The organism is Pseudomonas sp. IT-P100 (assembly GCF_949767185.1).
Taxonomy (GTDB): Bacteria; Pseudomonadota; Gammaproteobacteria; order Pseudomonadales; family Pseudomonadaceae; genus Aquipseudomonas; species Aquipseudomonas fluorescens_B.
The window spans coordinates 227,279-240,581 of the sequence record NZ_CATKQK010000057.1 but is presented as its reverse complement, the minus strand read 5'-3'; the positions used below and the strand labels follow the sequence as shown (position 1 = coordinate 240,581).

The following is a 13,303-nucleotide window of genomic DNA, read 5'->3' as shown; positions in this document are numbered from 1 at the left end:
ATTCCATGCGCCACGCCAGGGCCTGACGCATTAAAAAGGGGCGAATTTCGGTCAGATTTTTTGGCCATATAAATCCCCTTTTGGCCTTTCCTGCCGTTCTCCGAATCGCCTTCCGCCGCAAGACTGTAGCCAACCGATTCAGCCTGCGGAGAACAAGAAATGCTGACGATCTACTCGGACGATCACCACCTGCACCACGGCCGTTGTGAATTGATAGACGGGCAACTCAAGCCCTGCTTCGAAATGCCTTCGCGTGCCGACCACGTACTGGCACGGGTGAAAAACCAGAACCTGGGCCCCGTCGAAGCGCCGAAGGATTTCGGCCTCGACCCGATCGCGCGCATCCACAGCCGCGACTACCTCGACTTCTTCAAAGGCGCCTGGGCCCGTTGGACCGAGTTCAACACCGACGGCGACTTGCTGCCCTACACCTGGCCGGCCCGTACCTTGCGCGCCATCAAGCCCACCAGCCTGCACGGCCAGCTTGGCTATTACAGCTTCGACGGCGGCGCCCCGATCACTGCCGGCACCTGGCAAGCGGCGTACAGCGCAGCGCAAGTGGCGCTCACCGCCCAGGCAGAAATCCAGCGCGGCGCACGCAGTGCTTTCGCGTTGTGCCGTCCACCGGGACACCACGCCGCCAGCGACTTGATGGGGGGTTATTGCTACCTCAATAACGCCGCTATCTCCGCTCAGGCTTTCCTCGATCAGGGCCACAAGAAAGTCGCGATCCTCGACGTCGACTACCACCACGGCAACGGCACGCAATCGATTTTCTACGAACGCAGCGACGTGCTCTTCACCTCGATCCACGGCCATCCGGAAGCCGAATTCCCGTTCTTCCTCGGTTATGAAGACGAGCTGGGCGAAGGCGCGGGTGAAGGCTTCAACTTCAACTACCCTTTGCCCGCCGGCAGCGGTTGGGACATTTGGAGCGCGGCACTGGAACACGCCTGCAAAGAGATCGAACAATACGGCGCCGACATCGTTGTCGTGTCCCTGGGCGTCGATACGTTCAAGGACGATCCGATTTCCCAGTTCAAGCTCGACAGCCCGGATTACCTGGCGATGGGCGAGCGTATTGCGAAGCTCGGCGTGCCGACGCTGTTCGTGATGGAAGGCGGTTACGCGGTCGAAGAAATCGGCATCAACGCCGTGAACGTTCTTGAAGGTTTTGAAAGCGCTCAATGAGGAAACAACAATAATGAACAGACTCAAGCGTCTTATCGTCCCCGCCCTGTGCGCCACGGTGCTCAGCGGGGCCGCTCACGCCGAAGAGCGAACGTTGCGCGTCTACAACTGGTTCGACTACATCACCCCCAAAGCGCTGGAGGACTTCAAGGCGCAGAACACCCAGACCAAACTGGTCTACGACATCTTCGACACTAACGAAGCGCTGGAAGCCAAACTGCTGACCGGCAACTCCGGTTACGACGTGGTGGTGCCGTCCAACGTGTTCCTCGCCAAGCAGATCGAGGCCGGCGTTTTCCAGCCGCTGGACCGCAGCAAGCTGCCGAACTGGAACCACCTCGATCCCAAGCTGATGAAGCTGATCGAAGCCAACGACCCGGGCAACAAATTCGCCGTGCCGTACATGTACGGCACCATCCTGATCGGCTTCAACCCGGACAAAGTCAAAGCCGCGCTGGGCGCCGACGCGCCGGTGGACAGTTGGGACCTGATCTTCAAGGAAGAAAACATCAGCAAGCTCAAGCAGTGCGGCGTCGCCCTGCTCGACTCGCCGTCGGAGATCCTGCCGCTGGCCCTGCAACACCTCGGCCTGGACCCCAACAGCAAGAAGCCGGCGGACTACGCAAAGGCTGAAGCGCTGCTGATGAAAATCCGCCCGTATGTCACTTACTTCCACTCCTCCAAGTACATGGCCGACATCGCCAACGGTGACATCTGCGTCGCGGTCGGTTATTCCGGCAGCTTCTCCCAGGCCGCCAACCGCGCCAAAGAGGCCAAGAACGGGGTCATCGTCGACATGCGCTTGCCAAAAGAAGGCGCGCCGATCTGGTTCGACATGCTCGCGATTCCGAAGGGCGCGAAGAATACCGAGGACGCCTACACCTTCATCAACTACCTGCTGCAACCGCAGGTGATTGCGCCGGTCAGCGACTTCGTCGGTTACCCGAACCCGAACAAGGACGCCACGGAAATGGTCGACCCGGCGATCCGCAACAACCCGAACCTGTACCCGACCGAAGCGGCGATGGGCACGCTTTACACCCTGCAACCGCTGCCGCGTGATGCCGAACGTGCGCGCACGCGAGCCTGGACCAAAATCAAGTCAGGGACCTGAAACCCCTTGAAAACCGAAGACCCGCCGTGATGCGGGTCTTTTTTTGCCTGCGATATTTATGTACCGCCAGGCCTGTGAGGTCGCCCGATACCGTCACCTGATCAGCGCTGCGCAATCAACAGCGGCGCATCCTCAATCAGGAGACGACCATGCCCGACACCGCTTCCCCGAGTGCAGATAACATACTGACCCAACTGGTCACCGGTCCCTCGATCAGAGAGGTTGCAGCGACTGCATTGGGGCCTGCACTCAACGCGCTTTATCCGCCGTTGAAGATTGACCCGACGCTCGCCACGGTCGTCACTCCGACCTGGGTCGAGACCGGCGGCGATGTCGTGTCCGGCAGTAATCTGTATGAATCGCTTACCGATGTGTTGGTGCGGATCGGGTTGTCGGGTTCGACGGTGACACTCATCGACGGTGAACATTTCCTGACCCTGCAACCGGGCGTTGACCCACCGGCTCAACTGCCGGTAAACATTACGGCCATCGGATCGCTGATCAATACGCTCGCTTCGCAGCTGTTCATTGCCTACCAGCAACAGCAACTTGATTACTGGAATCAGGAGACAAGCGCTTCGACCCCGCGCTGGCATCAGCTCTCGCAAGCGCTGCAGGACATCTGGAACCTCGATGAGGCCACGGACTGGGATGCCGACCAAAAAGCCATGGCCCGTGCCGTGTTCACTCATCCCGATCGGGCCACACGGCGCCAACACGACAAGTACCTGACCAAGGCCTGCCTGATCGACACAGAATGCACAGCAAACGCGGTGACCGAACATCTGCGGGTTCTGGATATCGCTGTTTTCGTGGGCACACTGGATACCCGAACCCTGGTCCTGACGCACTCGATTGCCGAAGGCTTCAAGCACTACGACTCTGTTGCGGCGCTGGGTGCCGCATTGTTTGCCCATCCTGGGTCGTCAAGTACCGGGCAGACGCTGCAATGGCGTCTGTACGAACCCGAAGGCAATTTCTTTCATCACCAGGCATGTGCGCTGATCGCACTCGAAGCCGAAGCCATCGGTGCCTTCAACTCCTTTCAGAACGCTGCACCCGCGAGTCTTTCACCGCAGATCAGCGCGGCAGCAAAAAGCTTCACGGAATTTGAAGCCCTGCCCTCGTCACGCTTCAACAAGGTTCAGGGGTTACTGACAGGCTGGTTGAACAACGCATTGTCAGCGGACCTGACCCGTTACAGCCGACACCTGATGGACCTGGCGCAGTTGCGGGAGCAGGACGCTGGAAAAACCTTCGACGAAGGCATCGCCGCACTGCCCGAATTTGCCCTGCAAACCTTACGAGAACAGATGATCAAAGATCATCCAGCGGCGGCGGGCCTGAACCTTGAGGACGTGCAAATCAGCATCACCAGCGTCGTTGTCCTGGGCGCTGTCGTGATACCCGGCAAAACGCAGACTGTCACGCTGTCGCTGATCGAACTGGCGTTGCAAAACCTGATTGCCGTTCCGCTGGGTAACAAGACGGTGCAGTACAAAAACGGCGACCCGGTGCCCGTCTGGATGACGCCCGCCTACCTGGAGAACCTCGTCACCCAGGTGGATATCGGCGCGGTTTACCCGGCACTGATCAAGCGCAAGCTGCTTGATGACTCGCAAGAAACAGTGCGCCGACAAGCGCTCTATACGCGTCATTTACGCACCCAGTTGCCCTTGCAGGCGCTGCAACACAAGATGCGCGGCGAAGCCGGTATCGATGAACGAGGCTACCAGTACGTCAACGCGGCCCTGCAGCAAAACGCGGCCGAGCGCCAAGTGAACGGACAGGAGATTGTCATTCGCCCGTTGGCCTTCATCGCCGGCAATCGCGCCGACAGCAAGGTCGACGAAGTCGCCAACATGTTCGTCATCGGTCCGAAGTCCGCTGATCAGGGACCCTGTCTGCTCTACCGGCCATTGCTCGTCCCCTCGCTGACGCAGTACCCGAACGAGGCCAATCTGCTGTATGCGATCAAGCACGAAAAGTCCCTTCGCCAATCGGTTCTGGCGTGGCTGGCCGACGACGTGCGCTTCAACTATTCCCAGTATGTGTTTTGCGGTGAATTGCCTTCGGTCTGGACCCTGACCCAGTTGCTGGTCGATCCCACGTCAGCGCTGGGCAAGATGGGCGCGGTGTCGCTCAGTGCGGCAGCCCTTGATGACGTTTCACTGGCGCCCCTGTTCAAAGCCAACGCCAACGCCATGATGACCCTGGCTGACCGGCAATCGGTGTCCAACGCGCAAGCCCGCTGGGCGACGCTCAAGCATGGCGCATGGATGCTGTTCAACGTCGCCCTGCCCTTTCTTGGTCGCACTGCCGGGGTTGCCGGGTGGATCTGGCAGATCATGGACGACTTGCAGGCAATCACCGAGGCCAAAGAGAACGAAGACAGCGAATCCGCCTGGTCCGCCCTGACCGATTTGCTGTTGACGCTCGGCATGGTGCTGGCCCATCGGGCTGCCTCTCGCCATAAACCCGTCACGCGCTTGATCGAGAAAGTCGAGCCGCCGGTCACGCCGCCAATCAAGCCAGCGCACAAAATCACGGTCACTCGCCTGCCCGACCTCGATCAACCGCCTCATACCCATGAAACGTCTTTGCACGCCGTCGCTACGCTGCCGCCTGTCGCGTTGGGCACCTTGCTGGATGAACTGGAGATCGCCGAACCCAAGGGAATGGCCGTCGCCTCCAGCGCGCCCGGCCCTCACCAACATCTCAGCTCACTTAACGGAAAATGGTATGCGAAGGTCGGCCAACGATGGTTCGAAGTCACGCTCAACGACAATCACGACGTGCAGATCACTGACTCACGCCTGTCCCCCACGCGCGGCGGGCCGTTGTTGGTCAAGAACGCCAAAGGCGAATGGTTTATCGATACGCGGCTGAGACTGAGGGGCGGGGGCAAGGAGAGGCAACGGCTGGAACAGCAAAACAAGGAGCGCCTGGCTGAACTGAAACAGCAAATGATCGCGTTCGAGGGCCAGACCAAAAGTCGGGAAACAGAACTCAAGGAAGCCGAAAAAAAAAGCGCAGGCACCTACGGCAACCGACAACCATCGTCGCCTGTACCTTGAAATGCTCGACGCGCAGATGTCATTCATCAGCGCCAACATTGAACAGATGAAAGCGTTCAATGCTCGCGAAGCCATTCCCAATTACCGAAAAGCGATGATCAGCCGCCTGGATTTCCAGTTATCGCTGCTGGAAAAATGGTTCAACCACCAGCGCCCTGTTTTCGACAATCAGATGCGTCTCTCCCTCGATCTGCTCGACACACAGCGAACGGAAGACACGCAGACCGCCCGACAGACCTATCAACTCACGAGTGATCTGACCGCCGCTTACATCGAGAAAATCGAACTCGCGCAATCACGCTTCGAGCAACTGAACCTGCTCGGCAAAGAAGCCGTGGAAGTGATCCGTGACGTCAAGTCCAACATGCCGCCGTTCGATTTACAGGACCTCAAACTGTTCCAGATCACACTGGGCCAGGAGTTGTGCCTCGATACTTCTGTTGCAGCCACACACGAAGCACGCCCGGCGCTGGAGACCGTAGTCGAAAACGCAGCGCTCGCCATTCAGGCTTCACTGGATCTGGCCGGCGACGACGATGTGTTGCGTTTGCCGGAGCGAATCGAAGGGCTCAGTGATCTGGTGGAGCAACTCGCGATCACCGATCAGCGCATCATCGATCTGCCTGGCGAGTTTCCCGGTCAGTTCCTGCAATCACCGCTCGACCTGATGCGCCAACGTATCGACGCGTTTCAAAAAAACACGGTGAAGCACCTGGCGAGCCTGTTGCGCGAGCGACAGGCGCTTGAGCCGCAACCGGGCCCTTCCCGCCTGCCGGTCGTTCCCGCCAAGCGCATCATCAAGACTCGTTACAACGGCACGGTGGTCGGCCAACTCCGCGCCGACTCTGCGGCGGACGGATCAGAACTGATCGACGTTACGTCGACGCTGACGGGCAAAGTCATTTCGACGTTTCATGAGAAAACCCCAGGGGTATGGGTTGAAAGAGTCGCCGCGAAAGCGGTTCCTTCCGTCGTTATCCCACCGGATTTGGATGCAAGCATTGTTCAGGGTCAGGCATTGCTGGACGGGCTGGAGACGTTCATTCGCCGAACGGACGCCCATTCAAAAGGGCCGCGGCGAATTCCCGTGGAAATCGAGGAAATGTTCCATCAGCAGGCCCATCGATTGCAGGAGGTCGCCAAGGCCATCGACGAAGCGCTGATTTCCAGCAACGCCATCGATGGCGGTCCGGGATCGGCCGTCACACTGGCCAAACAACTCAATGACGCAGCAATCCGGCTCTACAGCCAGGGACGCACAACGCGAATCAGCATGACCAAGCTGCAGCCGCCTACGGCAGAGCGTGTTCAGTGGCTGCAAAGCGAAGGTCAGGTCGACATCGTCAAGAACCCCGGCCGGCGGTTGCTCAAAAACCGTAAAAAAGACTACCTCGAGGAATACGAAATTCGTGACCACACCAGCAAAAATGTTCTGTGGTATGCCCACTTTCACTATTCAGAGCCCGCATCGCCTGCACAAACTTTCACCGCGGCGCATCTGAAAACCGTGCAGCAACGGCTGCTGGGCGGCGCGTTCGAAGCTCGCAGTGCGAATGACGATCTCCATGCGATCTCGATCTATCGCAGCGAAATCAGTCCACAACTGGCAACAACACTGTTCTTCGCAAAGGTGCCGCCATCGGCGTCAAAATCGTAAGTCTTGCGTCGTTGAACCGTCACCGCTTAACGGCGCCAGACCTTTTCCAGTCGCCCGAGTGCGGTACTGATGGCCGCCTCGGGCACGGCCGCGAAACCCAGGACCAGCCCGGCACGCTGGTCCACCGGTTGCTGCGAATCCGACAGCCAATAGCTGCTCAGCGGGTTGATCTCGACATCGACGCTGGCGGCTTTTTCCACCAGTTCGTACTCGCGGGCCTGTGAGTCGACAGGCACCGTCATATGCAACCCTGCCGCAACACTCGGCAGGCTGCCGATGCCCGGGATGTTCTGCGGCCAGCCGGCCAACAACGTATTGCGTCGGCTCAGGGCCGCACGGCGCATACGGCGGATGTGCCGCTGGAAATGCCCGGCGGCCATGAACTCGGCCATCACCGCTTGGGTGCTGACTTCGGAATGCCGAACGTCCACCGCTCGCCGTTGAGAAAACGCCTGCACCAGTGCGGGCGGCAACACCAGGTAACCCAGGCGCAACGCCGGGAACGCGACTTTGCCAAAGGTCCCGACGTACAAGACCCTGCCCTGTCGATCGAGTGCCGCCAACGGCGCCAGGGGGGCGCCGCTGTAACGGTATTCGCCATCGTAGTCGTCCTCGACGATCCAGCCCTGGTTGCGCTCTGCCCAAGCGAGCAATTCAAGGCGTCGCGCCAGGCTCATCACCACCCCGGTCGGGTATTGATGCGAAGGCGTGACGTAGGCCAGCCGACAATCGCTAAGCCGGGCCAATTCAGTACAGTCGATGCCCTCACTGTCCACCGCCACCCCATGCAATTTCGCACCGGCCACCGCGAACGCATGACCCGCCGCCCGATACCCCGGATTTTCAATTGCCACCCCGTCGCCCGGCTCCACCAGCAGCTGTGCACAAAGGCTAATCCCCTGCTGTGCACCACTGGTGATCACTATTTGCTCAGCCGAACACTGCATTCCTCGCGAACTGCGCAAGTACGCCGCGATCATGCCGCGCAATCGTGCATCGCCTGCTGGATCGCCATAACACAACTGCTGCAAATCCGGTTTACGCCAGAAAGCCGCATTCAGCTTGGCCCAGACCTCGAAAGGAAACAGATCGAATGCCGGAACACCCACCCGAAATGCGCGAGGCGGACCACTCGGCGGCAGGGCCAAATGGTTCTTGTCAACGCGCCCCAGCGCCCCACTGTGGATAACTTTACTGGATGAAACCACAGGTAAATCCAGCCAATTTGTGGATAAGACTGTTGATAACCCTGTGGAAAACCCTGTGGATACTTTTGTGGATAGTTTTTTTGCCGGGAGTACGGATTGCGGTAATTGCGCGACATAGGTTCCGTCACCGACGCGCCCTTCGATAAACCCTTCGGCATAGAGCTGATCGTAAGCCCGCACCACGCTGTTGCGGGAAATCGCCAGTGCTGCCGCCAGATCGCGGCTGGCCGGCAATCGCGTGCCGCTGGCCAATCGCCCGTCAAGCACACGCAAGCGCAACGCTTGGTAGAGCTGACGACTCAGGCCCTGACGGCGATCAAGTTCGATACCCGCAGGGTTGAACGACAAGGAAAGCGGCGCATCCGTCATGACAATGGACCTATGAAATTCGTCATTAATGGCTCTTACAACAGACCAATAGCCTGCCTAGGATGAAGGCATTCGCCAAGGAGTTTTTCCATGTACAACCCCAGCGGCTTTGCCATCAAAGATCTGGACGATCTGCAGCAGCAGATACTCGGCACCCGCCTCGCCCTGGTCGTTACCCACGGCGAGCAAGGCCTGCAAGCCAGTCATCTGCCCCTGCTGTTCCGCCCGGACCAAGGTCCGAACGGCACCCTCTACGGCCACTTCGCCCGGGCCAATCCACAGTGGAAAGAACTCCACAATGGCGCCGAGGCCCTGGTGATCTTTGCCGGCGCCGACGCGTATGTCAGCCCCGGTTTTTATCCGAGCAAAGCCGAGCACGGCAAAGTCGTGCCGACCTGGAACTACGTCGCCGTACACGCGTACGGCACCGCAGAGGTTTTCACCGACGCCGACCGTCTGCTCAACCTGGTCAGTGCGTTGACCGATCGCCATGAAACCGGTCGCGCCCAACCATGGGCAGTCACCGATGCACCCGCCGATTACATCGACGGCATGCTCAAGGCCATCGTCGGGTTTGCCCTGCCGATCCAGCGCCTGGAAGGCAAACGCAAACTCAGCCAGAACCGCAGCACCACAGACATCGCCGGTGTGCGCGAAGGGCTCGCCGCCAGCCCCGATGTGCATGACCAGGCCCTCGCCCACTTGATGCGATAAGGATTGAACATGAGTCAGATTGAAATCCGCCAGGTCACCGCTGACGATCACGCTGCGTGGCTGCCTCTGTGGCAAGCCTACCTGCGCTTCTACAACACCGAACTGCCCGAGGCCGTCACCCAAAGCACCTGGCAACGCATGCTCGACTCGAATGAACCGACTCATTCAGCGTTGGCGTGGGTCGACGGCAAAGCGGTCGGCATGGTGAACTTCATCTACCATCGCTCGAACTGGAGCATCGAAAACTCCTGTTACCTGCAAGACTTGCTGGTGACGCCCGAAACCCGCGGCACCGGCGTTGGCCGCAAGCTGATCGAATTCGTCTACGCAACCGCCAAAGCGGACGGTTGCTGCAAAGTGCACTGGCTGACCCACGAAACCAACGCCACCGCGATCCAGCTCTACGAGCGTATCGCCGAACGCCCCGGTTACATCCAGTTTCGCAAAGCCATTTAAGGTTCAAGGAGAACAGCATGTCGACTTCACTCGCGGACTGGAAAGGTGTCCCGGCACCGTCCGTTAAAACCATCGAAGGTCGTTTCATCCGTCTGGAAAAACTCGACCCGGCGCGTCACGCCGACGGCTTGTGGAAAGCCCTGCAAGGCCCCGGCTCCGACCCAAAACTGTGGGATTACCTGCCTTACGGTCCATTCCCGGAGCGCAGCGCTTTCAACGACTGGCTGAACAACCACGCAGCCAACAGCGACCCGTATTTCTTCACTGTGATCGACCGGGCCAGCGGCGACGTGCAAGGCATTCTCAGTCTGATGTCGATCGTTCCGTCTCAGGGCCGCATCGAGATCGGCCACGTGACCTTCGGCGCGCCGATGCAGCGCTCGCCGAAAAGTACCGAAGCGGTTTATCTGCTGGCCAAGGAATCCTTCGCCCTGGGTTACCGGCGCCTGGAGTGGAAATGCAACAACGGCAACGCCCGCTCCAAGTACGCGGCGGAGCGGTTGGGGTTCAGTTTTGAAGGGGTGTTCCGTCAGCACATGGTGGTCAAGGGTCAGAACCGGGATACGGCCTGGTATTCGATTCTGGATTCGGAATGGCCGGCGATTGGCGCGGGGTTTGAGCGCTGGTTGAGCGATGAGAATCAGTCGGAGTCGGGACAGGTGAAAACGCTGGCTGAGTGTCGCGGGTAGATCAGCGGCGTCTGGACGAACGCCTTCGTCGAAAGGCCGCCGGAGCCAGCTCCGGGCGGCGTTCGACGATTGGCTTCACACCAATTTCTGGGCCAACACCGCAATATGCTCCGGCCCAATCCCGCAGCACCCGCCCAAATGGCTGGCGCCGCGCTTCTGCCAATCCGCCGCCCAATGCAGATAACCCGGCGGATCAAGGTCCTCGCGCAACGGGTCCAGACCATCATTGGCGGTCGCCTCTTTCGGTTGCGGCGGGAAGGCATTGGCATACGCGCCGATGTGAATCTTCACCCCCAAACGCTCGAAGGTTTCCCGCGCGGCATCAATCGCCGCACCGATCACTTCCGGCTGGCTGCAGTTGAACAGCAACGTCTCGACGCCCAGCTCGGCAGCCACCGCAGCTGCTTCAGCCACAGGCTCACCGGAGCGTAAACGCGGGACTTCGTCCGTGTCTTCATCCTTCAGGGTAAACGACAGCCAGAACGGCTTGCCGTCTTTGGGCAGACCGGCGTGAATCGCTCGCGCTTCAACGATCGAACCCTGGGTTTCCGCCAGCCACACATCAACATGGGGCGCCAGGCCCTTTACCAGCGGCGTCAGCAGTTCAGCTACCCGACTGGCGTCGAACAGGTCTGGGCGGTAAGAGCCAAACAGCGGCGGCAGTGAACCCGCCACGCGGACCGGTTTGCCCGAGGCATCAACCGCGCGCCGTGCCAGCTCTCCGGCCAGCGATGCAAGCGCCTGCCCCTCAGCAGCAAATCGCTCTTCACCAATGTGAAACGGCACCACCGCGTAACTGTTGCTGGTGATCACGTTCGCACCGCTTTCGATATAAGCCGCGTGCACCGCCTCCACGGCCTGCGGCGCTTCGCTCAAGGCCAGCGCCGACCATTCGGGCTGCCTGAATGGCGCACCTCGGCGCTGCAACTCACGACCCATGCCGCCATCCAGAATCACTGTGCTTTTTGCGCCCATATGCTTTTCACTCATATGCTTATGAAAATAACTCACTACCGGAGCCGTACTTATAACTATTTAATACGCACCATTCGGTGAATAACAACCCATTTTTTATCAGGGATCGACTGTGAAACTTCAACCACTCCTGGCCTTGAGCCTGACGATTCTGACTGCCTCAACCCAAGCCTTCGGTGGCGCCACGCTGGACCGCATCGAGCAAAAGAAAGAACTGGTCGGCGTGCTGATGGAAAGCTATCCACCCTTCTCGTTCCTCAATGACCAGAACCAACTCGACGGCTTCGACGTTGATGTGGCCAAAGCCGTGGCGAACAAACTCGGGGTCAAACTGCGCCTCGAAACGCCATCCTGGGACGTGATTGCCGCCGGCCGCTGGAGCGGCCGCTACGACATTTGCATCTGCTCCATGACCCCGAGCAAGGCCCGCGCCGAAGTCTTCGACTTCCCGGTCGAGTATTACGCCTCACCTGCGGTGATCGTGGTCAACGCCAAGGACGACAGCATCCACAGTGCCAAGGATTTGAGCGGCAAGAAAGTCGGCCTCACCAGCGCTTCCAGCTATGAAAGCTACCTGAACAAAAACCTGGTGATCGAAGGCGCCGAAGACACGCAGTTGCAGTACCCGTTCGAGAATGTGCAAATCGCCCCGTATGACACCGACAACGTGGCGTTCCAGGACTTGGGGCTGGGTGCCGGCGTACGACTGGATGCGGTCCTTACCAACCTGGTTACCGCGCAGCCGCGACTGACCGAAGACAAACGCTTCAAGCTCGCCGGCGAACCGCTGTACTCGGAGCCAAACTCGGTGGCCATCGAAAAAGGCGACGCACAGTGGGACGCCAAGGTGCGTGACGTCTTCGCGCAACTGAGACAGGACGGCACCCTGAGCAAGCTCTCGCAAAAATGGATCGGCGCCGACATCAGCAAATGACTTCCTTTCCCAACCCACCTCAGCCGCCACAACCGGCGGCTGAGTCTCGGCTGCAACGGATCTTCGGTTTTCGCACGCGGCTGTACCTGACCTGGGCGGCAATGCTGGGTCTGTTCGCCAGCTTCTTCCTGAGCTTCGACCTGAAGTTCTCGATCATCCTCGACAAACTGCCCAACCTGATCGGCCTGCACTTGGCGCCGAACGGTTTTCTGCAGGGCGCGGCGCTGACACTGTTTTTGTGCCTGTGCTCGATCCTCGCGTCGTCGCTGCTGGGCTTCATCACTGCCATTGCACGGCTGTCGAAAAGTGCTGTGGCCTTCGGGATTGCGAGTTTTTACGCCTCGTTCTTTCGCGGCACCCCTTTGCTGATCCAGATCCTGTTGATCTACCTGGGCCTGCCGCAACTCGGCATTGTGCCGGGCGCCGTCGCCGCCGGCATCATCGCCCTGTCACTGAACTACGGCGCCTACCTGAGCGAAATCTTCCGCGCCGGCATCCTCGGCGTACCCCATGGCCAACGCGAAGCCTCACTGGCGCTGGGCATGCGCGAAACCGTGATCTTCTGGCGCGTTACCCTGCCACAAGCCATGCGCACCATCATCCCGCCGACTACCAACCAATTCATCTCGATGCTCAAAGACTCGTCACTGATCTCGGTAATGGGCGTTTGGGAAGTGATGTTCCTGGCGCAATCGTATGGGCGCTCGAGCTATCGCTACATCGAAATGCTGACGACGGCGGCGGTGATTTACTGGGTGATGTCGATTGGCTTGGAGCTGATTCAGGCGCGGATGGAACGGCATTACGGGAAGGCGTATTTGAGTCGTAGCTAGGGAGGGGTTGCAGCTTTCCAACCTTGCAGGAGCCCGCTTGCTGGCAATGGTGATCTCACGGACGCCATCGCCGGCAAGCCGGCCCC

General features: G+C 59.5%; 9 protein-coding genes and 1 pseudogene. 8 read left to right on the top strand and 2 right to left on the bottom strand.

The genetic code is table 11. The features are described from left to right. Positions 1–159 precede the first annotated feature (159 nt). The 3 genes and pseudogenes from ACM6IQ_RS27910 to ACM6IQ_RS27900 all read left to right on the top strand — a co-directional run bounded on the left by ACM6IQ_RS27910 (position 160) and on the right by ACM6IQ_RS27900 (position 7,039). Positions 160–1,191 carry a histone deacetylase family protein gene (locus ACM6IQ_RS27910; RefSeq protein WP_414880357.1) on the top strand — a complete coding sequence of 344 codons (1,032 nt, stop codon included), beginning with the start codon at positions 160–162 and terminating at the stop codon, positions 1,189–1,191. 13 nt (positions 1,192–1,204) lie between these two features. Beyond that, a complete protein-coding gene (locus ACM6IQ_RS27905; protein WP_017341575.1) occupies positions 1,205–2,305 on the top strand; it encodes a polyamine ABC transporter substrate-binding protein in 1,101 nt (366 codons plus the stop codon). Between the two features lie 149 nt (positions 2,306–2,454). Next, a pseudogene (locus tag ACM6IQ_RS27900) lies at positions 2,455–7,039 on the top strand (hypothetical protein). Positions 7,040–7,065: 26 nt separating this feature from the next. Here the strand turns inward: ACM6IQ_RS27900 and ACM6IQ_RS27895 are convergent. Then, entirely contained in the window at positions 7,066–8,616 is a 1,551-nt protein-coding gene (locus tag ACM6IQ_RS27895; protein WP_414880356.1) for a PLP-dependent aminotransferase family protein, read from the bottom strand. A gap of 90 nt (positions 8,617–8,706) precedes the next feature. On the opposite strand from ACM6IQ_RS27895, the gene ACM6IQ_RS27890 reads away from it, so the two are divergent. From ACM6IQ_RS27890 to ACM6IQ_RS27880, 3 genes are read left to right on the top strand one after another with little or no spacing between them, the layout of a single operon-like run. After that, positions 8,707–9,330 (top strand): FMN-binding negative transcriptional regulator, encoded by a 624-nt coding sequence (locus ACM6IQ_RS27890; RefSeq protein ID WP_414880355.1) that lies wholly within the window; start codon positions 8,707–8,709, stop codon positions 9,328–9,330. Between the two features lie 9 nt (positions 9,331–9,339). Further along, complete coding sequence (locus ACM6IQ_RS27885) at positions 9,340–9,786, top strand: GNAT family N-acetyltransferase (protein ID WP_414880354.1); 447 nt, start codon at positions 9,340–9,342, stop codon at positions 9,784–9,786. A 17-nt stretch (positions 9,787–9,803) separates the two neighbouring features. After that, entirely contained in the window at positions 9,804–10,475 is a 672-nt protein-coding gene (locus ACM6IQ_RS27880) for a GNAT family N-acetyltransferase (RefSeq protein WP_414880353.1), read from the top strand. 75 nt (positions 10,476–10,550) lie between these two features. Here ACM6IQ_RS27880 and ACM6IQ_RS27875 read toward each other — a convergent pair whose 3' ends face one another. Further along, positions 10,551–11,450 carry a homocysteine S-methyltransferase family protein gene (locus ACM6IQ_RS27875; protein ID WP_414880352.1) on the bottom strand — a complete coding sequence of 300 codons (900 nt, stop codon included), beginning with the start codon at positions 11,448–11,450 and terminating at the stop codon, positions 10,551–10,553. 112 nt (positions 11,451–11,562) lie between these two features. Between ACM6IQ_RS27875 and ACM6IQ_RS27870 the strand changes: the two genes are divergently transcribed. Then, positions 11,563–12,384, top strand: a complete 822-nt coding sequence (locus tag ACM6IQ_RS27870) for an ABC transporter substrate-binding protein (protein ID WP_414880351.1) — start codon at positions 11,563–11,565, stop codon at positions 12,382–12,384. Continuing rightward, positions 12,381–13,217 (top strand): amino acid ABC transporter permease, encoded by an 837-nt coding sequence (locus ACM6IQ_RS27865; RefSeq protein ID WP_017341583.1) that lies wholly within the window; start codon positions 12,381–12,383, stop codon positions 13,215–13,217. Before ACM6IQ_RS27870 ends, ACM6IQ_RS27865 begins: the two co-directional genes overlap by 4 nt. The last annotated feature ends 86 nt before the right edge of the window (positions 13,218–13,303 follow it).